The organism is Paenibacillus nuruki, from assembly GCF_963311185.1.
GTDB lineage: Bacteria > Bacillota > Bacilli > Paenibacillales > Paenibacillaceae > Saccharibacillus > Saccharibacillus nuruki.
In genome coordinates, this window is the sequence record NZ_OY725677.1 from 3,235,129 (window position 1) to 3,259,306 (window position 24,178).

The window sequence follows — 24,178 nt, forward strand, 5'->3', positions numbered from 1 at the left end:
TTTATTCTTGATGATCTTTTTCAAACTGTAAAGAAGATTGAGAACGAGCAGCAAATGAATCTACACGATGATGAATATGCTGACTCCATTGAGATAAGACTCTTTGTAGATCCGCAGTGATAACTGGCTTACTGATAAAATCATTCATTCCTGCTGTTAGGCAACGTTCCCGATCTTCTTTTCTTGCAAAAGCAGTAACTCCAATAATGATCGGCATGTCTTGAGCTGTATAATAATTATGAATGTGCTGAGTCGCTTCTATTCCGTTCATATTCGGCATCTGCACATCCATAAAGATAAGATCATAATGGGATTCTGTGGCTTGCTGTACGGCTTGTTGTCCATCAGTTACCAGATCAGCTTCATAACCATATTTACTTAGCATGGCAAGTAATACTCTCTGATTCGCTACATAATCTTCTGCTACTAGAATACGCATAGGATAATATTCGGAAGTGACCTGTACATCTTCTAATAATCGAATAGGATTAGAGCGTGATTCTATATCTAAAGGCAAAACAGCAAGATCGTTCAATTCAGCAGATACTTCTAATTTCAATACAAAGTAGAATGTAGCGCCCCTATTCTCGTCACTGGTTACATCGATACTTCCACCCATCAACTCAACTAGCTTTTTACAAATAGATAATCCTAAGCCTGTTCCTCCGTACTTCCGATTTAACACAGGATGCAATTGGGAGAACGGTTGAAATAACTGGGATTGCTGATGAATGGGAATCCCGATTCCTGTATCTTTAACTGAGAATTCTAACCATAACTCTTCACAAATCGCAGACTGTCCTTCTTCACGTTCTAACGGACGAACATGTACAGTAACTGAACCTGCCTCTGTAAATTTAATCGCATTTCCAACCAGATTTACAAGCACTTGTCGGATACGACCTGCATCTCCTACCATCCAGTGTGGTATCGACTCATCCATCTCAAATACCAAATCCAACTGCTTATCTTGTGCTTTAAATGTAAATAATTCTTGTACATTATCCAAAATCGATCGTAAATTAAAGGGCTCTGTATTCAGTGTCATTTTCCCAGCTTCGACTTTACTGAAATCCAGAATCTCATTTAACAAATGCAATAATGTCTCACTACTGTTGCAGACAATATCCAGATACCCTTGCTGTTGTTCATCCAATTCTGTATCTGCAAGCAGTCCACTCATACCTATGATGCCATTCATCGGTGTACGTAATTCATGACTCATCACAGACAAAAACTCAGACTTCGCTCGATCTGCGCGTTCTGCTGATTCTTTGGCTCGAATAATTTCTTTTTCCCCTGTAATATCGCGGAATACAATTACTGCACCCCGTTGTTCTCCATGATCTATAACAGGCGTCACCTGATAAGCAGCCAGAAAGCTAGACCCATCTTTTTTCCAAAAGACTGTTTCTTCTTCTTGATTGGGTTTACCTTGGCGGATTGCTTGAATAATAGAAGATTCTTCACCTAACACATCATCATCTTGAATGCCCCAGTTACGAATTTGATTTGTACGTGTAGAATCGGATAAATGATCTTCAATATCCAGCCCTAGCATCATCGCACCAGCATGGTTAATAAACATTCCTTCGCCTTCACTATTGATACTAAAGATACCTTCCGATACTGCATTTAAAATAAGAGAATGCTCATTACTTAAGCGTTCAATCTGATGAATATATTGCTTTAATTCTGTAATTTCAGTCACGATTCCATATAATCCGATAACTTCCCCATGAGCTACAATCGGTATATTGGTAATGTTGGCAGGAAATAGTGAACCATCTTGACGATATACATTTAATTCATACGTCTGCGGGATTCCTTGTCTTGCTAATTTAGCATGATGGATGACACGCTCAATACTACTTTCTTCAAATAAAGACAATATCGGTTGCCCGATCAAATGATACCGAGAATACCCTGTAATTTCTTCCAGGCTACTATTTACCGAGATAAAATGCCCTTTGAGATCAACTGCACATACACCGGAAGGATTATTTTCAAATAAAGAACGGTAGCGATGTTCATTATCTTGAAGAACCATTTCTAAATGTTTGCGTTCGGTAATATCTCTGGAGACTGCTGTATATCCATAGGCATCTCCCTCTGGGCTGTACACATACCGGCTTGTCGTTTCTAACCAGACATAATGTCCTTTTTTGTGACGGCAACGAAAAACAACCGTTTCTTTTTCATTTTTTTGCTCTCGTACACCTTTAAGAAAATGAACAAATAACGGTAAATCTTCTTTGTGAATATGACTATACCCCGGACCTCCGATCAATTCTTCTGCTTCATAGCCAAGAATCAATCGACATGCAGGAGAGACATATAGAAAAGTCGAGTGTTCATCATCAGCATGACGGGAGATCATATCTAATGAATGCTCGGTAATAATACGGTATTTCTGTTCGCTTTCACGCAATTGCTCGCTAATCAGGTAATGTTCGGTAATATCTTGAGCCAGTCCTATCAACTGCAATGGTTGCTGAGTCTCTTTATCAAGCGTCGCTTCCCAGTATCCATGAATCACTTTCTGTACATTGCCGGGTAACCGAATCCGGTAGCGCATTTCTTCGCTTGTTTTTTGGTGAATAGCCTTTTCGATACAATACTTTACCTGCTCCACATCTTTGGGATGTACAACCGCCAGATACGAATCAAGATTATCTTCAACTGCTTTTATACTTTTGGCATAGATTCGGCGAATATCTTTCGAAAAGTGAATCGTATTTCCTTGTAGATCCCAATTCCATGCACCCAGTAAAGCCATCCGATGCGCATGAGCAATAATATCTTCTTCTGACTTTTGCTTGGTGACATCTTGAGCGATAGCGAGTACTTTTTCTACTTCACCCTGATCATTTCGCATTAATTGTGTAAAAATTTCTAACCACATATAATGACCATCTTTATGTTTAACACGTCTTATAAATGTTCTGTCATCTGCATACATACTTCCAGGTTGGTACATTTCTTGTGCGTCTTCTTCATGGTAGTATTCCATTCTCATTCGAGAAACCATTTCAGACGGTTCATATCCCAAAATCTTTTTGACTGAAGGCGAGACATATTGAATATTGCCATCGGCTCCACTCACAGAAACAATACTGGAAGAATTACGTACAATCATCGAATATAAATCTTCGGCTTCCCGATCTTGCACGACTGTAATGTACATCATCATGTATTGTAACTGCTGTTCCTGATCTGAGAATACATAAGAAACATGTATAGATAACCACACAGGGACATGGTCAGCGTTCATCCAACGACGTTCTACTTTTTCTATGGTGGTGCTATGTTTTACTTGATCTGTTAGCCATTCATCAGCTACATTCCATATCGTTAAAAGATTCCGTAATTCGGACTCTTCATATTTTAATATTCGGCATAATGCAGGATTGGCTTGTACACATTGCCCTTGCGCAGAAAATATCGCAATACCTTCGGGGGTATTGGCATACATATGGGCTAGTACAGATTCTTCTGGGGTAGAAGCATTAAACACAAACCCATCCTCCTTTAATCATCACTATTCATACCGCCCTAAATTCGCAAATTTCACGAAAATTGCAGTCTTTACACTTGCGCTGTGAAGGCATCGGTGTAAAAAAGGATTCTGGCTTGGGACGATTGTAATAATCATCATCCAAACAAGACTTCATTTCTTCAATATATCGACCAATACTTTGTTCCACTTTAATAATATCTTCCGAAGTAATCCGATATTCTTTATATTCGCCTGTTACCAGATATTCAACACGAATCTGGATTTTCTCCAGTGGCATATTGTACTTTTCTTTTACATACGAAGCATACAGATACAGTTGATCTGAGAAATCGTCTTCACGTCCTGTTTTCCAATCGACAATTACTACAGTACCATCCGGTTTGCGATACAATAAATCCATTTTCACATAGACTTTAGTATCGAATAATATCATCGTATCCCATTTTTCAATTTCTAAAATCTTCATATCCGAACGTGTGACTTCTTTCCAGGTTAACGTATCGTATAAATGCCGAATACATTCTTCTTGCCGCTGCTTAATCGTAGCTATTCGGCTATTCAATGTATCGTCACCGTAATATATTTCGGAAAGCATTGTATGGTATTTAGGATTATTCAACCAAGCTTCTACATCTTGAGATTGAATATATGCTTCATTCAATAATTTACGCATTTTCTCTAACAAAAATGCTTGTCTTGGAGCCGTTTGTGATTCTTCCCATTGGCGAAGTGCCGATTCACACATCCGATGGGCCAGATCACCAAATAATAGATAGAAGTTGCGTAATTGTTTTAAACGATAAGCATGGACTTGTTCTTCTGAGCCCAGCTTTTCACTCCAACCATTATGAGCAGCATAGTAGTGAAAATAATATTTGCGTAAACATTCATCGAACATATTTGCTCGAGATTGAGAATAAGACCATTGCGGGTATTTTGCCATGCCAGACAGCCTTTCTATGACTTTGAACTATAGATTGTCATCATAGTTTAAATTATAACAAATATTGAGCTAATAACGAGGCTATTCTAGTTATTTTATCAGAAGAATTATAGAGTTTTTCTAATGGCAAAAAAAATCGGTAGCACCTATAGGCACTACCGATTTGTGTAAGATATACATAGATCCTATGAAGAAAGGATATCGACTAATTTGGAGAGCACAGCTGCCATTTCTTCGCGGGTCACTTCCTGATTCGGACGGAACGTCTGATCTGGATAACCACTCATGAGCCCAAGTGTATTCATTTTTTGCACACCTTGTGTTGCCCATGCAGATACTTTTTTAGCATCTTTATAATCTACTGGCGATAAAGTAGTTGTCGTAGACGTTGGTAACATTCGACCAATCATTGTAGCTAATTGCTCGCGCGTAATCGAACGTGTTCCGTTAAATCCGTTGTTATCGCCGACCATGATTCCTTGTGCAGATACTGCTTGTACATAAGGTTCTGCCCATGCTGGCATTGCAGAATTATCCGTAGTTACCGAAGCCACAGATACTGTAGGAATATCCAAGCGTAGCACTTTGGCAAGCATAACTGCCATTTCATAGCGATTCACAGCTTGTTGTGGATTATAGCTACCTGCTGCATCTCCTTGTACAATATCCAGACTCATTAATTTCAAAATATCTTTATTCGCCCAACTGTTGATTGTGTCTTGAGGCTGCGCCATATTCGAGTTCGCGATCACTGAAGTCCATGCTCCTTGCGGAACAGATGCTTTCAGATTATTATTCTCACGTGTTGTCGGCACAGCAATCCATTTATCCCAGTTATTATCATAGTAATAAACAAGTGCATTGGTAGACGGACTATTCGCTTGTAAGCTCACTGTGTCTGCTACAGCTTGTAGAGGTGCTACGATAACCAGTACATTTGGACTCGATGTAATCACAGGTGCACTATTTCCAGACGATGGATTAGTCGTACTTGGAACAGATGACGTTCCATTATTAGACGAATTACCTGTTGTCGCTTGTGGTTGTGCTCCTCCACTACCACCTGTTGCGGTCGGTACAGGTGTTGATGATACTGGACTTGTAGGCGCAAAGCTAACTGGTGTACTTGGTTGATTATTACCTGTTTTTTTATCTGAGTCGGATTTCTTAGAAGTCGATTTTTCTACTTCTAGTGAATATGATTTACTTGTCCCATTTGTAGACCATACTTTCACTTGCATACCTGTAGTAATCACAGTAGCTGAATTCACAGGTGATCCATTAGAATTATATACCAGTGCATATGCATTAGGTGTAAGTGTTAATCCACGTAAAAGTTCTCCAGCTTTAAGTTGAACTGGTAAATTACGAATCACTTGATTCTCTAATATGCCATAGGATAAGGATACAATATCGCCTTTAGCATAATTAGATATTGTAAAACTCCAATCATCACTATTATAGACAGGTTTAGATACATTACCTGCGATATCTACAAACATACCTGAAGACATATCTACATAATAAGTAGCGCCACTGTTTAATCCTTGTGTTTGCAAGTAGAATCTATTGTTATCCTCGTAAGAGAATACACCTTCTCCTGCTTCATTATAAAAATATCCACTTGAAGTTTGAATAACCATTTCTTTTTCACCAGTAGCTTCATTACGAATAATAATATTACCGGTAGATGGACGAACTTGTTCATTAAATTCTAGACCAATCCAAATAGGTGCACCTACACCACTATTATAATTAGTAGAAAATTTAGCTTCAGGTGCAGTCCGATCTGGCGTACGGAAGATCCAATTTTTCCCGATCACCCCTGAAAAATCATGACCAGTTTTATCTTTGAACGCACCCGGTGTAATCGATACATAATAATCGGTCTGATCATCTAACACTTGTGAAGTCTGAATATTCCAGACCCGTCCTCCGCTATACGTTTGGTAATCGGCACCCATGCCTTGCCCACTGGTAATATTCAATCGTTCGACTAACGTATCATCACTGTTTCGGTAAATATCAATACTTCCTTGATTCATTTCAACTGACTCGTTAAATAACAAATTCAGTTTTGGTGTTAACGTATCGATTTCTCCCGTTTCTCCATAAGACTGAAGTATTGGAGGATGATCGACTGTTTGGAATGTCCATTCTTTCGCATTGGGAGGAAATCCTTCAAATTCATTGCCTGCTTGATCTACAAATGTACCCGATTGGATATCTACATAATATTCTACTCCACTGTTCAATCCATACGCTTCAAAATAGAACGTATTGCCAGATTGATTCAAGTATAAACTTCCACTACTTGCATTGAAATGTCCACTGTAAGCATACATCGTCATTACTGCATTATTATCAGCCACTTCGCGAATAATAACACTTCCGTAGTTATTGACCTTCACATCTTCATTAAAGAATAGTTTTAGTTTAACAGGTTCTCCTTGTTGCTCTGGATAAGTCGTCGCATAACTGGCTTTAGGTGCAGTCCGATCTGGTGTACGGATGATCCAATCTTTCTCACTATATCCGGAAAAGCTATTTCCTGCGGTATCTTTAAATGTATTCGGTGCAATCGATACATAGTATTCCGTTTCATCGTCTAATAAAGTTTGCGTCTCAATCCGTATAGAACGTGCTCCACTGTATTGGTTGTAGGTTGCACTTGAAATATGTCCACCCGAGACAATCAAGTTTTCTACAGCTTGATCGTTGTCCGCACGATAAATCGTAATCGCTCCATTACCTAGTTCTACAACTTCATCAAATGTTAAATATAACGTTGGTGCTAGACTATCTTCAGATGCACCATGCGATATCAAAGATGGATTTCTTGTATCTATAGTAGTAGATGTTTTGAAACTCCAATCCTTAGCATTCGTAAATCTACCAAACCCATTGCCTGCTTGATCTACAAATGTGCCCGATTGGATATCTACATAATATTCTACTCCACTGTTCAATCCATATGCTTCAAAATAGAACGTATTGCCAGATTGATTCAAGTATAAACTTCCACTACTTGCATTGAAATGTCCACTGTAAGCATACATCGTCATTACTGCATTATTATCAGCCACTTCGCGAATAATAACACTTCCGTAGTTATTGACCTTCACATCTTCATTAAAGAATAGTTTTAGTTTAACGGGTTCTCCTTGTTGCTCTGGATAAGTCGTCACATAACTGGCTTTAGGTGCAGTCCGATCTGGTGTACGGATGATCCAATCTTTCCCACTATATCCAGAAAAGCTATTTCCTGCGGTATCTTTAAATGTATTCGGTGCAATCGATACATAGTATTCCGTTTCATCGTCTAATGAAGTTTGCGTCTCAATCCGTATAGAACGTGCTCCACTGTATTGGTTGTAGGTTGCACTTGAAATATGTCCACCCGAGACAATCAAGTTTTCTACAGCTTGATCGTTGTCCGCACGATAAATCGTAATCGCTCCATTACCTAGTTCTACAACTTCATCAAATGTTAAATATAACGTTGGTGCTAGACTATCTTCAGATGCACCATGCGATATCAAAGATGGATTTCTTGTATCTATAGTAGTAGATGTTTTGAAACTCCATTCTTTCGCATTCGTAAATCTACCAAACCCATTGCCTGCTTGATCTACAAATGTACCCGATTGGATATCTACATAATATTCTACTCCACTGTTCAATCCATATGCTTCAAAATAGAACGTATTGCCAGATTGATTCAAGTACAAACTTCCACTACTTGCATTGAAATGTCCACTGTAAGCATACATCGTCATTACTGCATTATTATCAGCCACTTCGCGAATAATAACACTTCCGTAGTTATTGACCTTCACATCTTCATTAAAGAATAGTTTTAGTTTAACAGGATCTCCTTGTTGCTCTGGATAAGTCGTCGCATAACTGGCTTTAGGTGCAGTCCGATCTGGTGTACGGATGATCCAATCTTTCCCACTATATCCGGAAAAGCTATTTCCTGCGGTATCTTTAAATGTATTCGGTGCAATCGATACATAGTATTCCGTTTCATCGTCTAATAAAGTTTGCGTCTCAATCCGTATAGAACGTGCTCCACTGTATTGGTTGTAGGTTGCACTTGAAATATGTCCACCCGAGACAATCAAGTTTTCTACAGCTTGATCGTTGTCCGCACGATAAATCGTAATCGCTCCATTACCTAGTTCTACAACTTCATCAAATGTTAAATATAACGTTGGTGCTAGACTATCTTCAGATGCACCATGCGATATCAAAGATGGATTCGTCGTATCCACGGTACTTACAGTTTTGAAGCTCCACCCTTGTGACCCTTGAATACCTGGAAAAGTATTACTAGAATCATCACTAAATGTGCCTGAAGTGACATCTACATAGTAAGCAGTTCCACTATTTAATCCTTGAGTCTGAAAATGAAATGCATTCTCATCTATAAAAGAAAAAACAGGCTGTCCACTTTCTGTGAGAAATGAACCCCCTGATGTGCTCATTTTCATAGCAATACTGTCATCTGCTGCATTGCGAATAATGATACTTCCGTACCGTTTATGAATAGACTCATCAAATTGCATTTTGAGCCAGATCGGTCTGCTTACGCCACTGTTATAATTACTCTCAAAACTGGCTTTTGGCGCTGTAAAATCAGGTGTACGGAATGTCCATGTATTCTCTCCAGTCACACCAGAGAACGGTACGCCATTTTCATCTATAATTACTCTTGGATCTACATTTACATAGTATTCAGTCTGATCTGGCAATGTATCATTTGTATAGATCTGCAACGTACTGCCACTTAAATTGTAAGTAGCTCCTTCCATACGACCACTAGAAACTTTAATTTCTTCAACTTTATTTTTATCATTACTTCTATAAATGCTGATTGCACCTGTTCCCAATTGAACTTGCTTAGAAAAAGACATACCCAGCGTAGGAATAAGTGAGGTTAATCCAGAAGAAGTCGGTCTAAAATCAATCAAACTAATGCCTGATGATGAAGATATTTCTGAACTTTGCAACCTAAATGTTGGGTTCGCTTCAACACTAGGTGTTCCATACACATCATTATTTACAGAATCGGTGTTATTCTCACTAGAAGAACTATACTCACTAGGCATAGCTTCTGCTCCTGCGCGAGGAATAATCGGAGAATACATATTAGCTAGTTGAATCAAAGTCAAACTGATACCTATAGCTTTGCTTGATTTTTCCCATTTTGTTTGTTGAGTTGGATTTTTTCTTTTTAGTTTTCCCATTAATAATGATCCCCTTTTTTAGAAGTTTTATTTATATCTAAGATTACTTATAGTTGTTTATACAAAGGTAAGATGGTCGTATACGATTTTTCAATTTGCTGCATAAAAGAACCATAATAATATAAAATGGCTTTTGCTTTTTCCACAGGATGCTGTTCCTGAAATATGTTTTCTACTTGCTGATATAGCCGCTCATAATGAACTCGATTCAACGGAATAAGAATCATTTTACTGAATCCATTATTTAGCCACCGCTCAAAAGCAGTATCAAAAATCGGGAATAATGTTGATAGTGACTCGATTTGTTGTTCTTGCACATACCAACTCATATCTCTAAAAATATGTTGAATTTCTACCATCGATTTCTGTACCTTTTGATGTTCTTGTTCTAACTGATATTTTGCAGGTTCAATATGATGTAGCGGATATAATTCCTGCTGATGCATCCAGTTAGAATCGATCGTATTAGCAGAAAGGTATTGATCGATTACAGCTGTCAAAGACATAAAGTTAGCCCCTGCAATAGCAGCCCCACCTTTAGTTGTATTAATAACTTGTTTGGGATTTAGCATTTTAATATACAGTTCCATCTCTTTTTTCATCGATAGAAAAGAAGGATTACTGTATATCATATTCCCTTCTACATCTTCCGTCTGAATCGATAACTTCGGATCAAATTGTTGAGTGGGGTTCACATAATCAATACCACTGGCATACTGATTGCCATTGTGATAACCAAAATTTTGCCCGACTAAAATAATAAGTCCACATTCTAATTTCGAAGCTATTTGAAGAGCTATAATTGCAATAGATGACGCATCTTGTACTACTGGATAACCTGTATTGACGGCAGGGAAAAAGTAGGAAGATACCGTGTCTTGAGTAGTAATAACATGTAATTTTTCACCAGGGTATTCATCTAAAATATGTTCTCCTATACTAGAACCAAAAATAAGAGGAATCCGGTCAATCTTCTGATCTTTCACTTTATCAACCACTCGATAATTAAGCGGATTTGGATCATAACTGCAAGCAGCATCAGGATAAATTCCATGATTGATCAACACCGAAAGGGAAGAACCTGCTGTAAAGATATAAGCAGATTGCTCCTCTTTAATTTGACGAAGATAAGGTATTTCTTGCTCCAAAGACGGGCCAGCGGATACGAGTACAATAGGCTTATCTTTGAAATATGGTTTCTGTTGAAAAATATTAGGTGTATGACAGACATGCTTGAAATTACGTAGACTATTTTCTACCCAATGAAGACCAAACTTTTGACTCACCATCATATTGTTATGCTTATGTTTTAATATTTGATCAAAAGCTTCCTTAAAACGATTGGTTTCTTGCTCAAATAAATATTCATATGATGGAAGAATCGCTAGCGCTATCGTTCCTGGCGTACGATCTATAAATGATTGCAAAAAATGAAGATAGTGACTAGGGGACGTTGATATCTCAAAAGATCTCCAATGTACATCTTCAAAAACTTCTTTGGTTATATGAGTAACAGCTTGTTCTGCAATTGCTAGACGAGGTTCATATACAGAGTAAGTCGCATTTGGAAATCGTTTTTGAAAATGCTGGATATGGTAACCCATGCCGATTCCATAAAAAACGATATGATCAATATGCTCTCCCTGCAATGAACTTAAAAATTGAACAGCTTCTTTTTCTGGATAATCAAAATTATGTAGATACGCTTTTCTATCTTGATACTCAGCAAATATATTGGATTGAGCAGCTTGATTAACAGCTGTAGACAATTTTAAGTGCTTAGGAATTTTTTTATGATGTTCTGCTTCTATTAATAATTTTATTTTAGGAAATTTAGCTTTCAAAAATGACAGACCGGATAAAGAAGTCATTGTGCCCTCTTTTCTAAACATAATATGTGTATACATTCAAACTGTATGCTTGTTCGATAGATATCAGCTAAAAACATCCTTATTTCTCTGAAAAATAGAAAAAGTCGCCAATATTAGAGCTCTCCCCTAATATCGGCAACTTACGACATTTTTTGAATATTATTCACTCATTTGGATAAACAATAATTTTGAGGCTGGCATTTTTGTGATGGATCGCTCGTTCCATGGCTTCTTGAGTTTGAGATAATGGATATTTGTCTGTAATTATGATGTTGGCATCCACTTTACCTGAAGAGAGAAATTCAATTCCCATCGGGTATGTATTGGCATAACGGAACACACCATAGATATCGATCTCATTATCCGCAATCGCAGGCACATTGATAGGAATCTGATCTTGTGGAGGCAATCCAACAATCACTAATTTCCCACCACGGCGAATAGATGATAACGCACTTTGTAATGCTTTGGGATTTCCTGCTGTTTCCCATGCGACATCGACGCCTCTGCCACCCGTTAACTCTTTGATCTTGGCAACAGCATCTTCTTCTCTGACATTGATCACTTCAGTCGCACCCATTTTGCGAGCAGCTTCTAGTCGTACCGGTTCTAGATCAGTGACGATAATACGTGTAGCTCCAAAACATTTGGCAGCTGCGACAGCCATTAATCCAACAGGTCCCATTCCCATAATGGCTATTGTAGAACCGGGCTGTAGATGACAACGTCTAGCGGCATGAATTCCTACTGAAAAAGGTTCATTCATAGCGGCTTCTTCAAAAGAAAGATGGTCTGGAATAGGAAAAACAAAGTCCTGACGCATCACAATATATTGAACAAATGCTCCATCAACAGGTGGTGTCGCCAAAAATTGTACCTCTGGACACAAATTATAACGTCCTTCTTTGCAATATTCACAATGTCCACACGTTACTCCCGGTTCGATAGCGACTCGATCTCCGACGTTAAAACGTGATACTTTTTTACCTGTACTCACTACTATTCCTGCACATTCATGTCCCAAAATAATTGGCTTTTCAACCACGTAAGGACCTATACGTCCATGCTCATAATAATGTACATCTGATCCGCATACGCCTACAGCAATCACTTGAATTAATACTTCATCTGGCTGAGGTGTAGGAACCGGAATTTCTTCGATAATGATGTGACCTGGCTCTGTCATAACAGCTGCTTTCATCGTTTTGGGAATCTCAACATGATTCGACATAAAATTTTTTCCTCCCTCTAGCAATCTGCAAAATTTCGTGATATGATAGCGCTTACTTACAGATATAGTTTACCATTTAATAGCTGGAAGTTAAAATGATTGGCTATCCATCTCTTCGCTAATTTCAGGGAATGATTGACGAAAATGCAGGGATTCGTCAATATATGGTAAAGAGCGATTGTACTTTTTGATACAAATACTCTTACTTTTTTTCCAGTTGAGGGAGTTGGCGATATGACTGTCAAAATCAAAGATGTTGCAAAAAGAGCCGGCGTATCCGTCACCAGTGTATCCAGAGTATTGAACGGTGAGAAATATGTTAGCGAAGATGTACTGGCACGAGTAAATGAAGCGATTGAAGAACTCAAATATTCCCCTAGCCATATTGCTCGTAGTCTCAAAAAACAAAAAACAAATACGATTGGTGTTATCGTTCCCGATCTTACCTCCAACTTCTACTCGACCATTTTGAGTAGTATTGAAGAAAATGCAAGTAAATATGGTTATAACTTGATCGTCTGCAATATTGCAGAGAACCTGAGTAAAGAACTCAAGTACCTGTATATTTTTCAGGAAATGAGAGTAGAAGGCATTATTATTATGCATGAAAAAACAAATGATGATATTGTATCGTTTGTGCAAAATGCAACGATGCCGATTTTATTTTCCAGTGTAAAATCTCCTGATCCTACATTTATGTCTGTATTGATCGATGATTATCAGGCGGCTTTTGATGCTACAGAGTACTTAATTGATGCAGGTCACACAGCTATTTCTTATCTGGGTGGTGATCTACAGGATATTACTTCAGGGCAGAGTCGATACAATGGATTTCGTGACGCTTTGATCAAACATGAGATCGCTATCAATCCTGATTATATTAAGTTTGGTGATTATAAGCTTCCTAGCGGACAAGCATTGATGAAAGAACTACTTGCACTTCCAAATCGCCCCACAGTTGTGTTTGCAGCGAGTGATGATATGGCTGTAGGTGCTTTGAACTGTGCACTCGATCAAGGATTACATGTTCCTGATGATATTTCGATTATCGGCTTTGATGGTAGTACAATCACTAATATTGTTCGTCCAGCAATCACATCGATGCAACAACCCATTTATGAAATGGGACAGATTTCATTAGAAAGTCTACACAAATTAATTACACGTCCCAAAACACAACAAAAAACAGATATCGTTTTACAGCATGAGCTAGTCATAAGAGATAGTTGTAAAAAAATAAATTAAATTCATTTCAAATTTGTACTTGTTATTTGTAAAAGATACGTAATATAATGTCTCATATCAAAACGATTTCAACATAAATTTTCTTCTAAGACACTTCATAAGTTAGTTAACCTCACATTATTTATCAATTTAACAGCTTTATCTTCCTTTTCTCAGTCCCAAGTCATTCATTGTATATGTAAAGGTAAGTTCACAATGTGGTATCGATTCCAGATAACAGATATCACATTTTTAACTTTCTGGAATCGATACCATATTATAGAAATTGTTGTTGATCTCACTTGTTTCTCATTATAGTTGTTCTTATAAAATGGCTTAGATATCCGTATGGTATCGATTCCATAAAAGGAGGAATTCAGTTGAAAACAATTATTGTCGATGAAATAACCGTTTCACCCTTGATTATAGGCACAGGTGATTTATCGAAAATGAATGGTACATGGATTTTGGATGAATTTGTAGCTGCTGGTGGTACTACTATTGATATGGCATACCAATACACCAATAGCGAAGTCATCATTGGACAATGGATGAAAGAGAACAACAATCGTGATCAATTAGTATTACTTAGCAAATGTGTTCATCCTCTCAAGGGTGAGACCACTGCCAGAGTCAATCCCGAATCAATTACCCATGATCTACTGATTAGTCTTGAGCGGTTGGGTACCGATTATATTGATCTGTATGCGTTACATCGAGATGATGAATCGGTTCCTGTCGAACCCATTATCGATATCCTTAACGAACATTTATCTCAAGGTCGGATTCGTACATTTGGTGCTTCGAACTGGAGTTACCAACGAATTCAACAAGCGAATGATTATGCAGAACGGCAAGGGTTAAAAGGATTCACATTCAACAGCCCTAACCTTTCTCTTGCTATTGCTTTAGAAGCACGTTGGCCGGGTTGCGTATCGGCGGATGAAAATACCACTTTATGGCATGATAACAACCAGCTACCACTACTCTCTTGGTCAGCACAAGCAGGCGGATTTTTCTCCGGTGCTTTTTCTCCAGAAGATCGATCTAATGAAGAAATGGTACGCGTGTATTACAGCGAACCGAATTGGGAACGTTATCGTCGTGCTGTGATCTTAGCAGATGAGAAAAAAGTTACCCCTACACAAATTGCGCTTTATTTTGTTCTTCATCGTCCATTTCCAACTGCCGCCATTATCGGCCCTCGTACTTCGGATGAATTGGCTCAATCTTTTGCAGTGTTGTCGTTGGATATCAACGAATCTGATCTACAATGGCTTAATTTGGAAAGGGATGAACGATCATGATCCAACATAAATTAGCTGCTCAATTGTTCACAGTACGCAATGAACTCAAACAGGACTTTATTTACACGCTCAAAGAACTTCGCAAAATGGGTTGGACAGCCGTCCAGATTGATGGGCTACATGGTAATGATCCTGCCGAGATCGCCGCTGTTATGCAAGAAATAGGTCTTCGCACTGCTGGGATGCATGTGGGTCTAGAACGAATGAAAAATGATCTGGAGCAAGTCATCATTGAAGCTGATCTTTTTGGTACACCAGATATGATCTGTCACTCTCTACCTGATGAGCACAAAAATGAAGAAGGCTATCTCTATGTGAGACGTGAGCTACGCAAAGTATCTGCTATTGTATCGCCAAAAGGTTATCGAGTGGGATTCCATAATCATGATTGGGAATTTCATACGATGATAAAAGGTCAATATGCACTGCAATATTTACTTGAATATGATGAAGCGACACCTGTCTATGCAGAGATTGATACGTATTGGGTGAAAAAAGCTGATCTTGATCCGCTCACTATTATTCGTCAATATACTCACCGTATGCCGATCTTACATTTTAAAGATATGACAAACGATGAACAGCGCTATTTCGCTGAAATAGGTAGCGGTACCATCGATTTTGCTCCTCTTTTACAATGGGGCGAACAGAATGGGGTCGAGTGGTACGCTGTCGAACAGGATTATTGCCCAGGTTCACCGATGGATAGTCTGGAATCCAGTCTGAATTATTTAAATACATTAATCAAAACGCTCTAATCTACCCGTATCATTTCGCTATACATGTGTATTCGCCAGTATGAAAGGAGTAGTGCCATGCAAGCCGAACTGGATTCCGTTCCGAAAAAATCAACGAAGAGCAAAAAAGCATCTTCGGCAGGACTATGGAAAACGATTGTTGTTAACCGCTACTTGTACCTGATGTTGCTACCGTGTCTTATCTTTTTTGTTATCTTCTCCTATCTTCCTATGGCAGGACTGGTGATGGCATTTAAAGAATTTCGATTCAATGCAGGGATGTTCGGTGGGCCGTGGGTAGGGCTTCGCTACTTCAAATTATTCTTCTCTTACCCGGATGCTACACAGCTAATTCTCAATACGTTTATTGTTGGATTCCTCAAAATTATTGTGTATTTCCCTTTCCCGATCTTGCTTGCTTTAATGCTAAATGAAGTTCGCTCCAAACGTTTCAAATCGATCACCCAAACGATCTCCTATCTCCCTTACTTCCTCTCCTGGGTGGTTGTTGCCGCATTTACCAATAAAATTCTAGCTCCTGATGATGGTATTTTCAATCAATTTATGGCTGCTCTAGGTGGCGATGGTAGTATTTTCTACATGATGGATGGTCATTATTTCTATCTCATTATGTTTCTGACGTATCTTTGGAAAAATATCGGTTGGGGTTCTATTATCTATCTAGCTTCGATGGCTGGAATCGATCCTACCCTTTATGAAGCCGCTGAAATGGATGGCGCAAGCAAATGGCGTAAAATCTGGCATATTACACTCCCTTCTATTCGCCCTACCATTGCTATCCTGTTTATTTTGGATATTGGTAGTCTGTTAACTACAGGATACGAGCAAAACTATTTGCTTCGTACTGCGGGTAACTCGGATTATTCCGATATTCTAGACACCTATGTATTACGTGTAGGTATGATGCAAGGACAGTATGGATATGGTGCAGCAGTTGGTCTTTTACAAGGTCTTGTCGGCTTAATCCTCGTTGTGGTAACCAACTATCTAGTCAAACGCTTTAGTAAAAATGAAGCCAGTCTCTGGTAGTCCTAACTCAATCGGTAACTCCCCTGTAATTCAATAAACCATTTGGAGTGATTTCATTGAAAACGATCAAACGCCAAACTTCACTTACACTTTGTCTCTTATTGTTCATGGTTGTGTTGTTGTCTGCTTGTTCTTCAGACAGTAGTGGTAGTGAAGCGACTAGCCAAGTAGCTGCGGATGGTCGCAAAAGCGGTGAAGGTGGATTTATCGCCAATCGTGATTTGACCGGACGTATTTTTCTTGAAGGTGATGGTGCACAATTACCTGATGATCAAGTGGGGAACCCGATAGCCCTCAAAATCAAAGAAAAAACAGGCATGACGATCAACTGGCAATCCAGCGGTGCAGCAGATGGACTACAAGAATTAACGGTAGCGCTAGCGACTGGAGATTTACCTGATGTGATTGAAGCTTATCTCGATCATGGTGGTCGCCCTGAAATGAATGTACTTCTCAAAGGTGCTCGTGAAGGTCTATTCACAGACTTAAGCCCTTACCTCAAAAATACCAAAGTGCTCAAAAACTATCTCGACCCAGATTTCTTACCTCGTGATACTAAAGAAAACGTGATGTTCCGCCCAGAGTTTGGCGGCAAAGTGTACTTTATTCATATGAATATCCCTGCCAAAAATACAACCGATGCTGACCGTATTCACTACCGTGGTGGATTATGGCTTCGCGCAGATATTGCAAAAGCATTAAATGTTGATCCTTCTACCATCAAAACACAAGATGATCTATACAATCTAGCAATCAAAATCAAAGCTGGAAACTTTAAAGATAATAATGGTAAACCAATCACTGTGATTGGCCCACGTAAATGGGGCGGTCAAGTCACCAGTACGCTGTTCAAAAACTTCGATTTCGGTAACGGTACACAATTTGATGTTGATAATGGACAAGTTAAACATGTAGCTGAGACCGATTACGCACTAAAAAGTATTGAATTTGTACAAAAATTGCTTAGAGAAGGTCTACTCGATAAAGAAGCTTTCAATATGGATGGTGTTCGTGCAGAAGAAGCTTACAATAATGGTTCTTACGCCATCTCTTCCTATATGAATATCGCTCCTGATTCATTAACGATGTTTGAAAAAACAAAATATTTACCAATGGATCAAATGGAAAATTACAAAGGCGAAACTGCTATTTATGAAAAAGAAAAATCAGGTAGCCAAGTAGTCGCTATCCCTTCCACTACCAAAAATCCAGAACAAATTATTCAATACATGGACTACCTAGCCAGTAAAGAAGGTAAAACGCTATGGAACTATGGTGTTGAAGGCGAAGATTACAAGGTCAATGATAAAGGGCAATATATCTATACAGACAAAGTACTTGATGTCATGAAAAATAACCCAGGTGAAGAACGCAATACAATTCCTTATTTCTGGGGAAGTCTACTTGGCAAAACCGATGTGAACAATAATAAAGATTTCGGTGAATTGATCCGCAGTGCGAATTCCCAACCGGATCGTTACAAACTGTATTTTGAATTGATGAATTATGGTAATCCGAAATACAAATACTGGGATGGTTATACCGCAGCTTCTTATTTAGCAGAAGTTCCTGATATTGAAGCATCACTCAAACCGGTACTGGATTCGTACAAAGATGTGCTTGTACAAGCCTTTTTCGCTAAAGATATGACTGAAGCTACAAAACTACTTGATGATTATCGTCAACAGCTCAAAGATGCTGGAGTCGAACAATACGAGAAATATTTACAAGAGAAATACAATGCCGATCCTTCTTCTGTCGTGTTCTATATTGATGCCTTTTTCTAAAAACAAGTCGTAAGTATCCTCAATGATCTGATCATGTTTTACCACTGAACTGCTCAGGGGATGTGATGTTCAAGCATCCCCTATCAAATTAAAACTGCGGAGGTTATGCAGATGGATAAAGCAGTAGGCAACGCACCGCTCAATGAGCGCATCGCTATTGTGATCAACTATATGTTATTGGTGGTATTGTGTCTGGTTATTCTGATGCCACTTGTTAATATTCTGGCGCTTTCTTTAAATGACGGTAAAGATGCTTCGCTCGGTGGTATTGCATTCTGGCCTCGTGTCTTCTCTGTCTCTAACTATATTGAAGTCTTCAAAAATCCAGCGGTATTGCAAGGCATGGAAGTCACTTTATTTCGTACGATTATAGGAACTTTTCTAAGTGTATTGCTTACATCGATGGCGGCTTTTGCACTTAAAAATAAAAACCTACCCGGTGTCGGTATAGCTAGTATTTTTATCGTCTTCACTATGTTGTTTAATGGCGGTATTATTCCTTACTTTATGGTTTTGAAAATGTTCAACTTGAACAATACCATCTGGGTATACATTATCCCTACCCTGTATAGCGCATGGAATCTAATACTGGTTCGTACCTTTTTCCAATCGATTGATCAAAGTATGGAAGAATCTGCGAAGATCGATGGTGCTCATGATTTTCAAGTGTTATTCCGTATCTATATTCCGCTCAGTATGCCGGTCTTATCCGTGATCTGTCTTTTTAATGGGGTTATGCACTGGAATGATTGGTTCTCTGGCGCATTCTATGTCACAGATGAGAAATTAAGACCTTTGCAGACGATATTACAACAAATGTTAACTGCTGCTGAGGCGATGCGTAAAAACTTATCCATGAATGCGATGATGAGCGCCGGTAACTCGGTCACCACCGAATCGATGAAGATGGCGATGGTCATGATCTCTGTTGTGCCGATTGCTACCGTTTATCCGTTTATTCAGAAGTATTTTGTCCAAGGGATTATGGTCGGATCGGTCAAAGGATAATTCCAATATCTCAACCGATGGGCGATTACCATTACCCTACAGAAATAGAGTACACAAATCGGGATGCGCTACGTCCTTAAATAAATGAGGGATTATCATTGAACGAAAAACAATACGATGTTGTCTCTATCGGTGATGCTAATATTGATCTGATTGTGGCAGGCAGTGATCAGATGCCACTTCCAGGTCAAGAAGTTTTCGTCAAAAATATGCTGATTCATATTGGCGGTGGTGCTGCTCTATTCTCGATGGCACTCGCTAAAATGGGACTCAAAGTCGCTTTTAATGGCGTTTTGGGAAGTGATTATTACGGTCGTTTTATTTTGGATGAGTTTAGTGAATTGAATATTGATACCTCTTATATTCGTCAAAGTGAACATAATAACACTGGAATTTCGATTGCGATTAACCCTGAACAAGATCGTTCTTTTATCACCTATATGGGTTCTAATGCTGAAGTTCGGATGGAAGACTTGAATGAAAACAGTATGCGATACGGTCGGCATGTGCATTTAACCGGTTATCAAGGTAGTCGTAATCATGATGCGTATATTCAAATGATCAAAAAGATTAAATCTTTTGGCGCTACGATTTCTTTTGATGTCGGTTGGGACGATAGCGGTGAATGGTACAGCGGTATTTTTGAAATTATGAGTGAAGTTGATATTTTCTTTCTCAATGAACTGGAAGCATTACATTACACAGGTTGTAGCGAAATTCGTGAGTCGATTAACAAAATGTCGCAACACGCTGAACATTTGGTTGTTAAAATGGGCTCACGTGGTGCCGTTTCTGTACAGAATCATCACATGGTCTACCGCTCTGCGTACACGATTACAGCAGTCGATACAACAGGTGCTGGAGATAGTTTTAATGCGGGGTACATGTATGGTGTATTAACCGGACACGATACAGGAGAATGTCTGCAATATGGCAATGCGTGCGGAGCCCTTTCAGTATCGGCTTATGGTGGCAATACAGGGATACCGGATCAAGCAGGAGTCGAAGATTTTATCGCCAAACAAGCTGGACATATTGCAGACGATTGGGAAGTTATTGTCTGATTAAGGGAGGCACACTATGTTTTTCACAGAAGATAAATTAAAAAAACGTCTTGAGCAACTTGAACCACTCCGTTATCGGGAGGCTTTCGAGGTATCCGAATACATCGCAATCGAAGATATCACAGGTGAAAATGGGATGCGCCCCCCAACAGCAACACTAGATCATCCGAATACAGTGATGCGTACAGGCGATTTTTGGAAAGGTAGAGACCGTTATCTATGGCTCTCTGCCTCTGTTAACGTTCCTGTGGCATGGTGTAACCATACTGTAGTTGGACTGTTCGACTTTGGTATCACCGAAGGCGGTAACAATGGTGGATTTGAATCATTAGCGTACTGGAACAATCAGCCTTATCAAGGTGTAGATAGCAATCATATCGAGATGATTCTTCCTGTGGGATACTCTGGTGAAGCCCGACTTGATTTCCGCTTATGGTCAGGGCTTGAAGGTGGTGGCATTCCTCGTGAGATGAATCATCAGCTCAAACGCTCACAGATCGCATGGTTGGATCGACAAGTGGATACCTTTTTTTATACTGCTAAAGCCATCTTACAAGCGATCACGATTCTACCAGAAACGGTGTATGAACGTTCTGCTTTGACCACATGTCTGGATCAATCGTTCCAGCTGATCAATTGGTCGAAGCCTGGCTCAGACCTTTTCTATGAATCAGTCTATGCTGCTGCTAAGCAGTTAGATCAACAATTAGATACGATGAAGCAGACTCATCCTGTCACTGTGACCGCTCTTGGACATACACATATTGATGTCGCTTGGTTATGGCGCTTAAAACATACCCGTGAAAAAGCAGCACGCTCCTTCTCCACTGTACTGCGCTTAATGGAACATGATCCTGATTATATTTTTCTTCAGACACAACCTCAATTGTACGACTATATTAAGCAAGATTATCCTGATATTTATGAAAAGATTAAAGCACGTATTGCCGAAGGTCGCTGGGAAGCTGGCGGTGGCATGTGGGTAGAAGCCGATTGTAATTTAACTTCTGGCGAATCGCTTGTACGACAATTTTTATTCGGAACGCGCTTTTTCGAACAAGAATTTGGTGTATCCAGTAGTTATTTGTGGTTACCCGACGTATTCGGTTACAGCTGGGCATTGCCACAAATTTTGAAAAAATCAGGTTTTGATACATTTATGACGACCAAAATCAGTTGGAATCAAGTCAATCGGATGCCGCATGATACATTCCAATGGCGTGGTATTGATGGTTCAGAAGTACTGACTCATTTTATTACGACACCGGATGATTGGGAAGGCGGTAATTCTTTCTTTTATACGTATAATGGGTTGATTGAAGCTCAGACTGTTCAAGGCATCTGGAATAGTTATCAGAACAAAGAAGTCAATCAGAACTTACTCTTATCCTATGGATATGGAGATGGCGGCGGTGGCGTAAATCGTGAAATGTTAGAACTTCGTCGTCAATTGGATCGTGTACCCGGTGTTCCTCATGTAACCACTGGACGGGCTGACGATTATTTCGAACAGTTGCATCAGTCGTTCGATCAGACGGATCGTTATGTGCATACATGGGATGGGGAGTTGTATTTAGAATATCACCGCGGTACGTATACCAGCCAGGCATATAACAAAAAAATGAATCGCAAATTAGAGTTGTTTTATCGGGAAACCGAATGGCTACAGACGATGAGTAGCGTCCTTCAGTCCGACTGGTCAAACTACAATCAGCAAGAATTAAATGAAGGTTGGAAAATCATTTTGCGTAATCAATTCCATGATATTATTCCAGGCTCTTCGATTGCAGAAGTCTATGAAGATAGCACCAAAGAATATGCCCAAGCTCAGCAGATCGGTGAGCAAGCATGGACATCTGCTTCAACAGTATTAACAACAGATGATCACACCATCACTGTATTCAATAGTTCTTCATGGGCAGTTTCGTCTACGGTTCAGATTCCATTTGCATTATGTGGAGCCGATGCGTACACATGGACAGACGATCAGCAACATCCTTTACAAGTGCAACGTGCAAACGATCACTGGATTGTTCACACGCCTCTCCTTCCATCGATGGGAGTACGCACAATTCACTATCAGCCTGTTGTTGATTCCGACGATACGACAACAGTAGATTCTGTACCTTTCTTATATGAAGAAGGCAAATTAGTAACTCCTTATTATGAACTGCAATGGAATAAACAAGGACAACTGATTCAAATTATGGATTTGGAAAATTTACGTCAAGTGCTTGCTCCAGAAGCTCGGGGCAATGTATTGCAATTGTTTGAAGACAAACCGATGAACTTTGATTCATGGGATATCGATATTTTTTATCAAGAAAAGATGGAAGAAATCAATCATCTCATCTCTGTACGTTTACTGGAAACAGGAACGCTTCAGACCATAATAGAATTTGTCTGGCAGTATGATGAGACAGTGATCACACAGCAATTAATCGTCTATGCTCATAGTCGCCGAATCGACTTCAAAACACATGTCGATTGGAAAGAACGTCAAAAATTACTCAAAGTCGCTTTCCCTGTACAGATTCGTTCTACAGAAGCTACCTATGATATCCAGTTCGGTAATGTGAAGCGTCCTACTCACTGGAATACAAGCTGGGATTGGGCACGATTTGAAAGTGTAGGTCATCAATGGGCTGATTTGTCTGAACGTAATTATGGTGTGAGTCTGCTGAACGATTGTAAATATGGCTATGATATCAAAGACAATGTGATGCGTCTGTCGCTTCTCAAATCTGCGATCTACCCTGATCCGCAAGCAGATTACGGGCAACACGAGTTTACGTATTCACTTTACCCTCATGCTGGAGATTGGTTAGATGGGCATACCGTTCAAGAAGCATGGTTATTAAATCAACCTTTTCAGATCGCTTCAGGTACAGCGCGTGTCTTAAGTACACAGCCTTCTTCATTCTCTATGTTCACTCTGTCTGCTTCACATGTCATGATTGATGCAGTCAAAAAAGCAGAAGATCACGATCTGGTTGTACTTCGTGTTCATGAATATGGTGGTATCCGTTCAGCACTTCAGATCACTAGCGATCTAAAAATCACTAGCTGGCAAGAATGTAATCTGATGGAACAACCGATTGGTGAACAACATCATTCTCCATTGTCGATAGACATTGCACCTTATGAAATTCGTACATTCCTAATCTCTCTTCAAGAGGTGTAA

The 24,178-nt window shown here is 39.3% G+C and carries 13 protein-coding genes; 8 read left to right on the forward strand and 5 right to left on the reverse strand.

The genetic code is table 11. The annotated features are described in order from the left end of the window. Position 1 precedes the first annotated feature (1 nt). The 5 genes from RCP16_RS14460 to gutB form a co-directional block, all read right to left on the reverse strand. Positions 2 to 3,517 (reverse strand): PAS domain S-box protein, encoded by a 3,516-nt coding sequence (locus RCP16_RS14460; protein WP_308640618.1) that lies wholly within the window; start codon positions 3,515 to 3,517, stop codon positions 2 to 4. Between the two features lie 28 nt (positions 3,518 to 3,545). Continuing rightward, complete coding sequence (locus RCP16_RS14465; protein ID WP_308640619.1) at positions 3,546 to 4,463, reverse strand: PD-(D/E)XK nuclease family protein; 918 nt, start codon at positions 4,461 to 4,463, stop codon at positions 3,546 to 3,548. Between the two features lie 185 nt (positions 4,464 to 4,648). Continuing rightward, positions 4,649 to 9,715 (reverse strand): Ig-like domain-containing protein, encoded by a 5,067-nt coding sequence (locus RCP16_RS14470; protein WP_308640620.1) that lies wholly within the window; start codon positions 9,713 to 9,715, stop codon positions 4,649 to 4,651. A 47-nt stretch (positions 9,716 to 9,762) separates the two neighbouring features. Then, on the reverse strand, positions 9,763 to 11,607 hold the full coding sequence (locus tag RCP16_RS14475) for a motility associated factor glycosyltransferase family protein (protein WP_308640621.1): 1,845 nt from the start codon (positions 11,605 to 11,607) through the stop codon (positions 9,763 to 9,765). 142 nt (positions 11,608 to 11,749) lie between these two features. Continuing rightward, positions 11,750 to 12,817 (reverse strand): sorbitol/xylitol/iditol dehydrogenase GutB, encoded by a 1,068-nt coding sequence (gene gutB / locus RCP16_RS14480; protein WP_308640622.1) that lies wholly within the window; start codon positions 12,815 to 12,817, stop codon positions 11,750 to 11,752. Between the two features lie 234 nt (positions 12,818 to 13,051). Here gutB and RCP16_RS14485 point away from each other — a divergent pair, with 234 nt between their 5' ends. The 8 genes from RCP16_RS14485 to RCP16_RS14520 all read left to right on the forward strand — a co-directional run bounded on the left by RCP16_RS14485 (position 13,052) and on the right by RCP16_RS14520 (position 24,178). Further along, the gene (locus tag RCP16_RS14485) at positions 13,052 to 14,062 is read left to right on the forward strand and encodes a LacI family DNA-binding transcriptional regulator (protein ID WP_137221182.1); all 1,011 of its coding nucleotides are present in this window, start codon (positions 13,052 to 13,054) and stop codon (positions 14,060 to 14,062) included. Positions 14,063 to 14,421: 359 nt separating this feature from the next. Then, positions 14,422 to 15,348: an aldo/keto reductase gene (locus RCP16_RS14490; protein WP_308640623.1), complete on the forward strand. Its 927-nt coding sequence runs from the start codon at positions 14,422 to 14,424 to the stop codon at positions 15,346 to 15,348. Beyond that, entirely contained in the window at positions 15,345 to 16,106 is a 762-nt protein-coding gene (locus tag RCP16_RS14495; protein WP_308640624.1) for a sugar phosphate isomerase/epimerase family protein, read from the forward strand. Before RCP16_RS14490 ends, RCP16_RS14495 begins: the two co-directional genes overlap by 4 nt. Before the next feature lie 57 nt (positions 16,107 to 16,163). After that, on the forward strand, positions 16,164 to 17,135 hold the full coding sequence (locus RCP16_RS14500) for an ABC transporter permease (protein ID WP_069326700.1): 972 nt from the start codon (positions 16,164 to 16,166) through the stop codon (positions 17,133 to 17,135). 56 nt (positions 17,136 to 17,191) lie between these two features. Next, complete coding sequence (locus RCP16_RS14505) at positions 17,192 to 18,922, forward strand: extracellular solute-binding protein (protein ID WP_083243386.1); 1,731 nt, start codon at positions 17,192 to 17,194, stop codon at positions 18,920 to 18,922. A 111-nt stretch (positions 18,923 to 19,033) separates the two neighbouring features. Next, entirely contained in the window at positions 19,034 to 19,930 is an 897-nt protein-coding gene (locus tag RCP16_RS14510; RefSeq protein WP_137221186.1) for a carbohydrate ABC transporter permease, read from the forward strand. Between the two features lie 98 nt (positions 19,931 to 20,028). Beyond that, complete coding sequence (locus RCP16_RS14515) at positions 20,029 to 20,994, forward strand: carbohydrate kinase family protein (protein ID WP_308640625.1); 966 nt, start codon at positions 20,029 to 20,031, stop codon at positions 20,992 to 20,994. 16 nt (positions 20,995 to 21,010) lie between these two features. After that, positions 21,011 to 24,178, forward strand: a complete 3,168-nt coding sequence (locus tag RCP16_RS14520; protein WP_308640626.1) for an alpha-mannosidase — start codon at positions 21,011 to 21,013, stop codon at positions 24,176 to 24,178.

What these genes read in the sequence shown, in the direction of transcription:
- RCP16_RS14500 (WP_069326700.1), top strand. Translation starts at nt 16,164, where the DNA reads ATGCAAGCCGAACTGGATTCCGTTCCGAAAAAATCAACGAAGAGCAAA.
- RCP16_RS14495 (WP_308640624.1), top strand. Translation starts at nt 15,345, where the DNA reads ATGATCCAACATAAATTAGCTGCTCAATTGTTCACAGTACGCAATGAA.
- RCP16_RS14470 (WP_308640620.1), bottom strand. Translation starts at nt 9,715, where the DNA reads ATGGGAAAACTAAAAAGAAAAAATCCAACTCAACAAACAAAATGGGAA.
- RCP16_RS14465 (WP_308640619.1), bottom strand. Translation starts at nt 4,463, where the DNA reads ATGGCAAAATACCCGCAATGGTCTTATTCTCAATCTCGAGCAAATATG.
- RCP16_RS14475 (WP_308640621.1), bottom strand. Translation starts at nt 11,607, where the DNA reads ATGTTTAGAAAAGAGGGCACAATGACTTCTTTATCCGGTCTGTCATTT.
- RCP16_RS14520 (WP_308640626.1), top strand. Translation starts at nt 21,011, where the DNA reads ATGTTTTTCACAGAAGATAAATTAAAAAAACGTCTTGAGCAACTTGAA.
- gutB (WP_308640622.1), bottom strand. Translation starts at nt 12,817, where the DNA reads ATGTCGAATCATGTTGAGATTCCCAAAACGATGAAAGCAGCTGTTATG.
- RCP16_RS14510 (WP_137221186.1), top strand. Translation starts at nt 19,034, where the DNA reads ATGGATAAAGCAGTAGGCAACGCACCGCTCAATGAGCGCATCGCTATT.
- RCP16_RS14485 (WP_137221182.1), top strand. Translation starts at nt 13,052, where the DNA reads ATGACTGTCAAAATCAAAGATGTTGCAAAAAGAGCCGGCGTATCCGTC.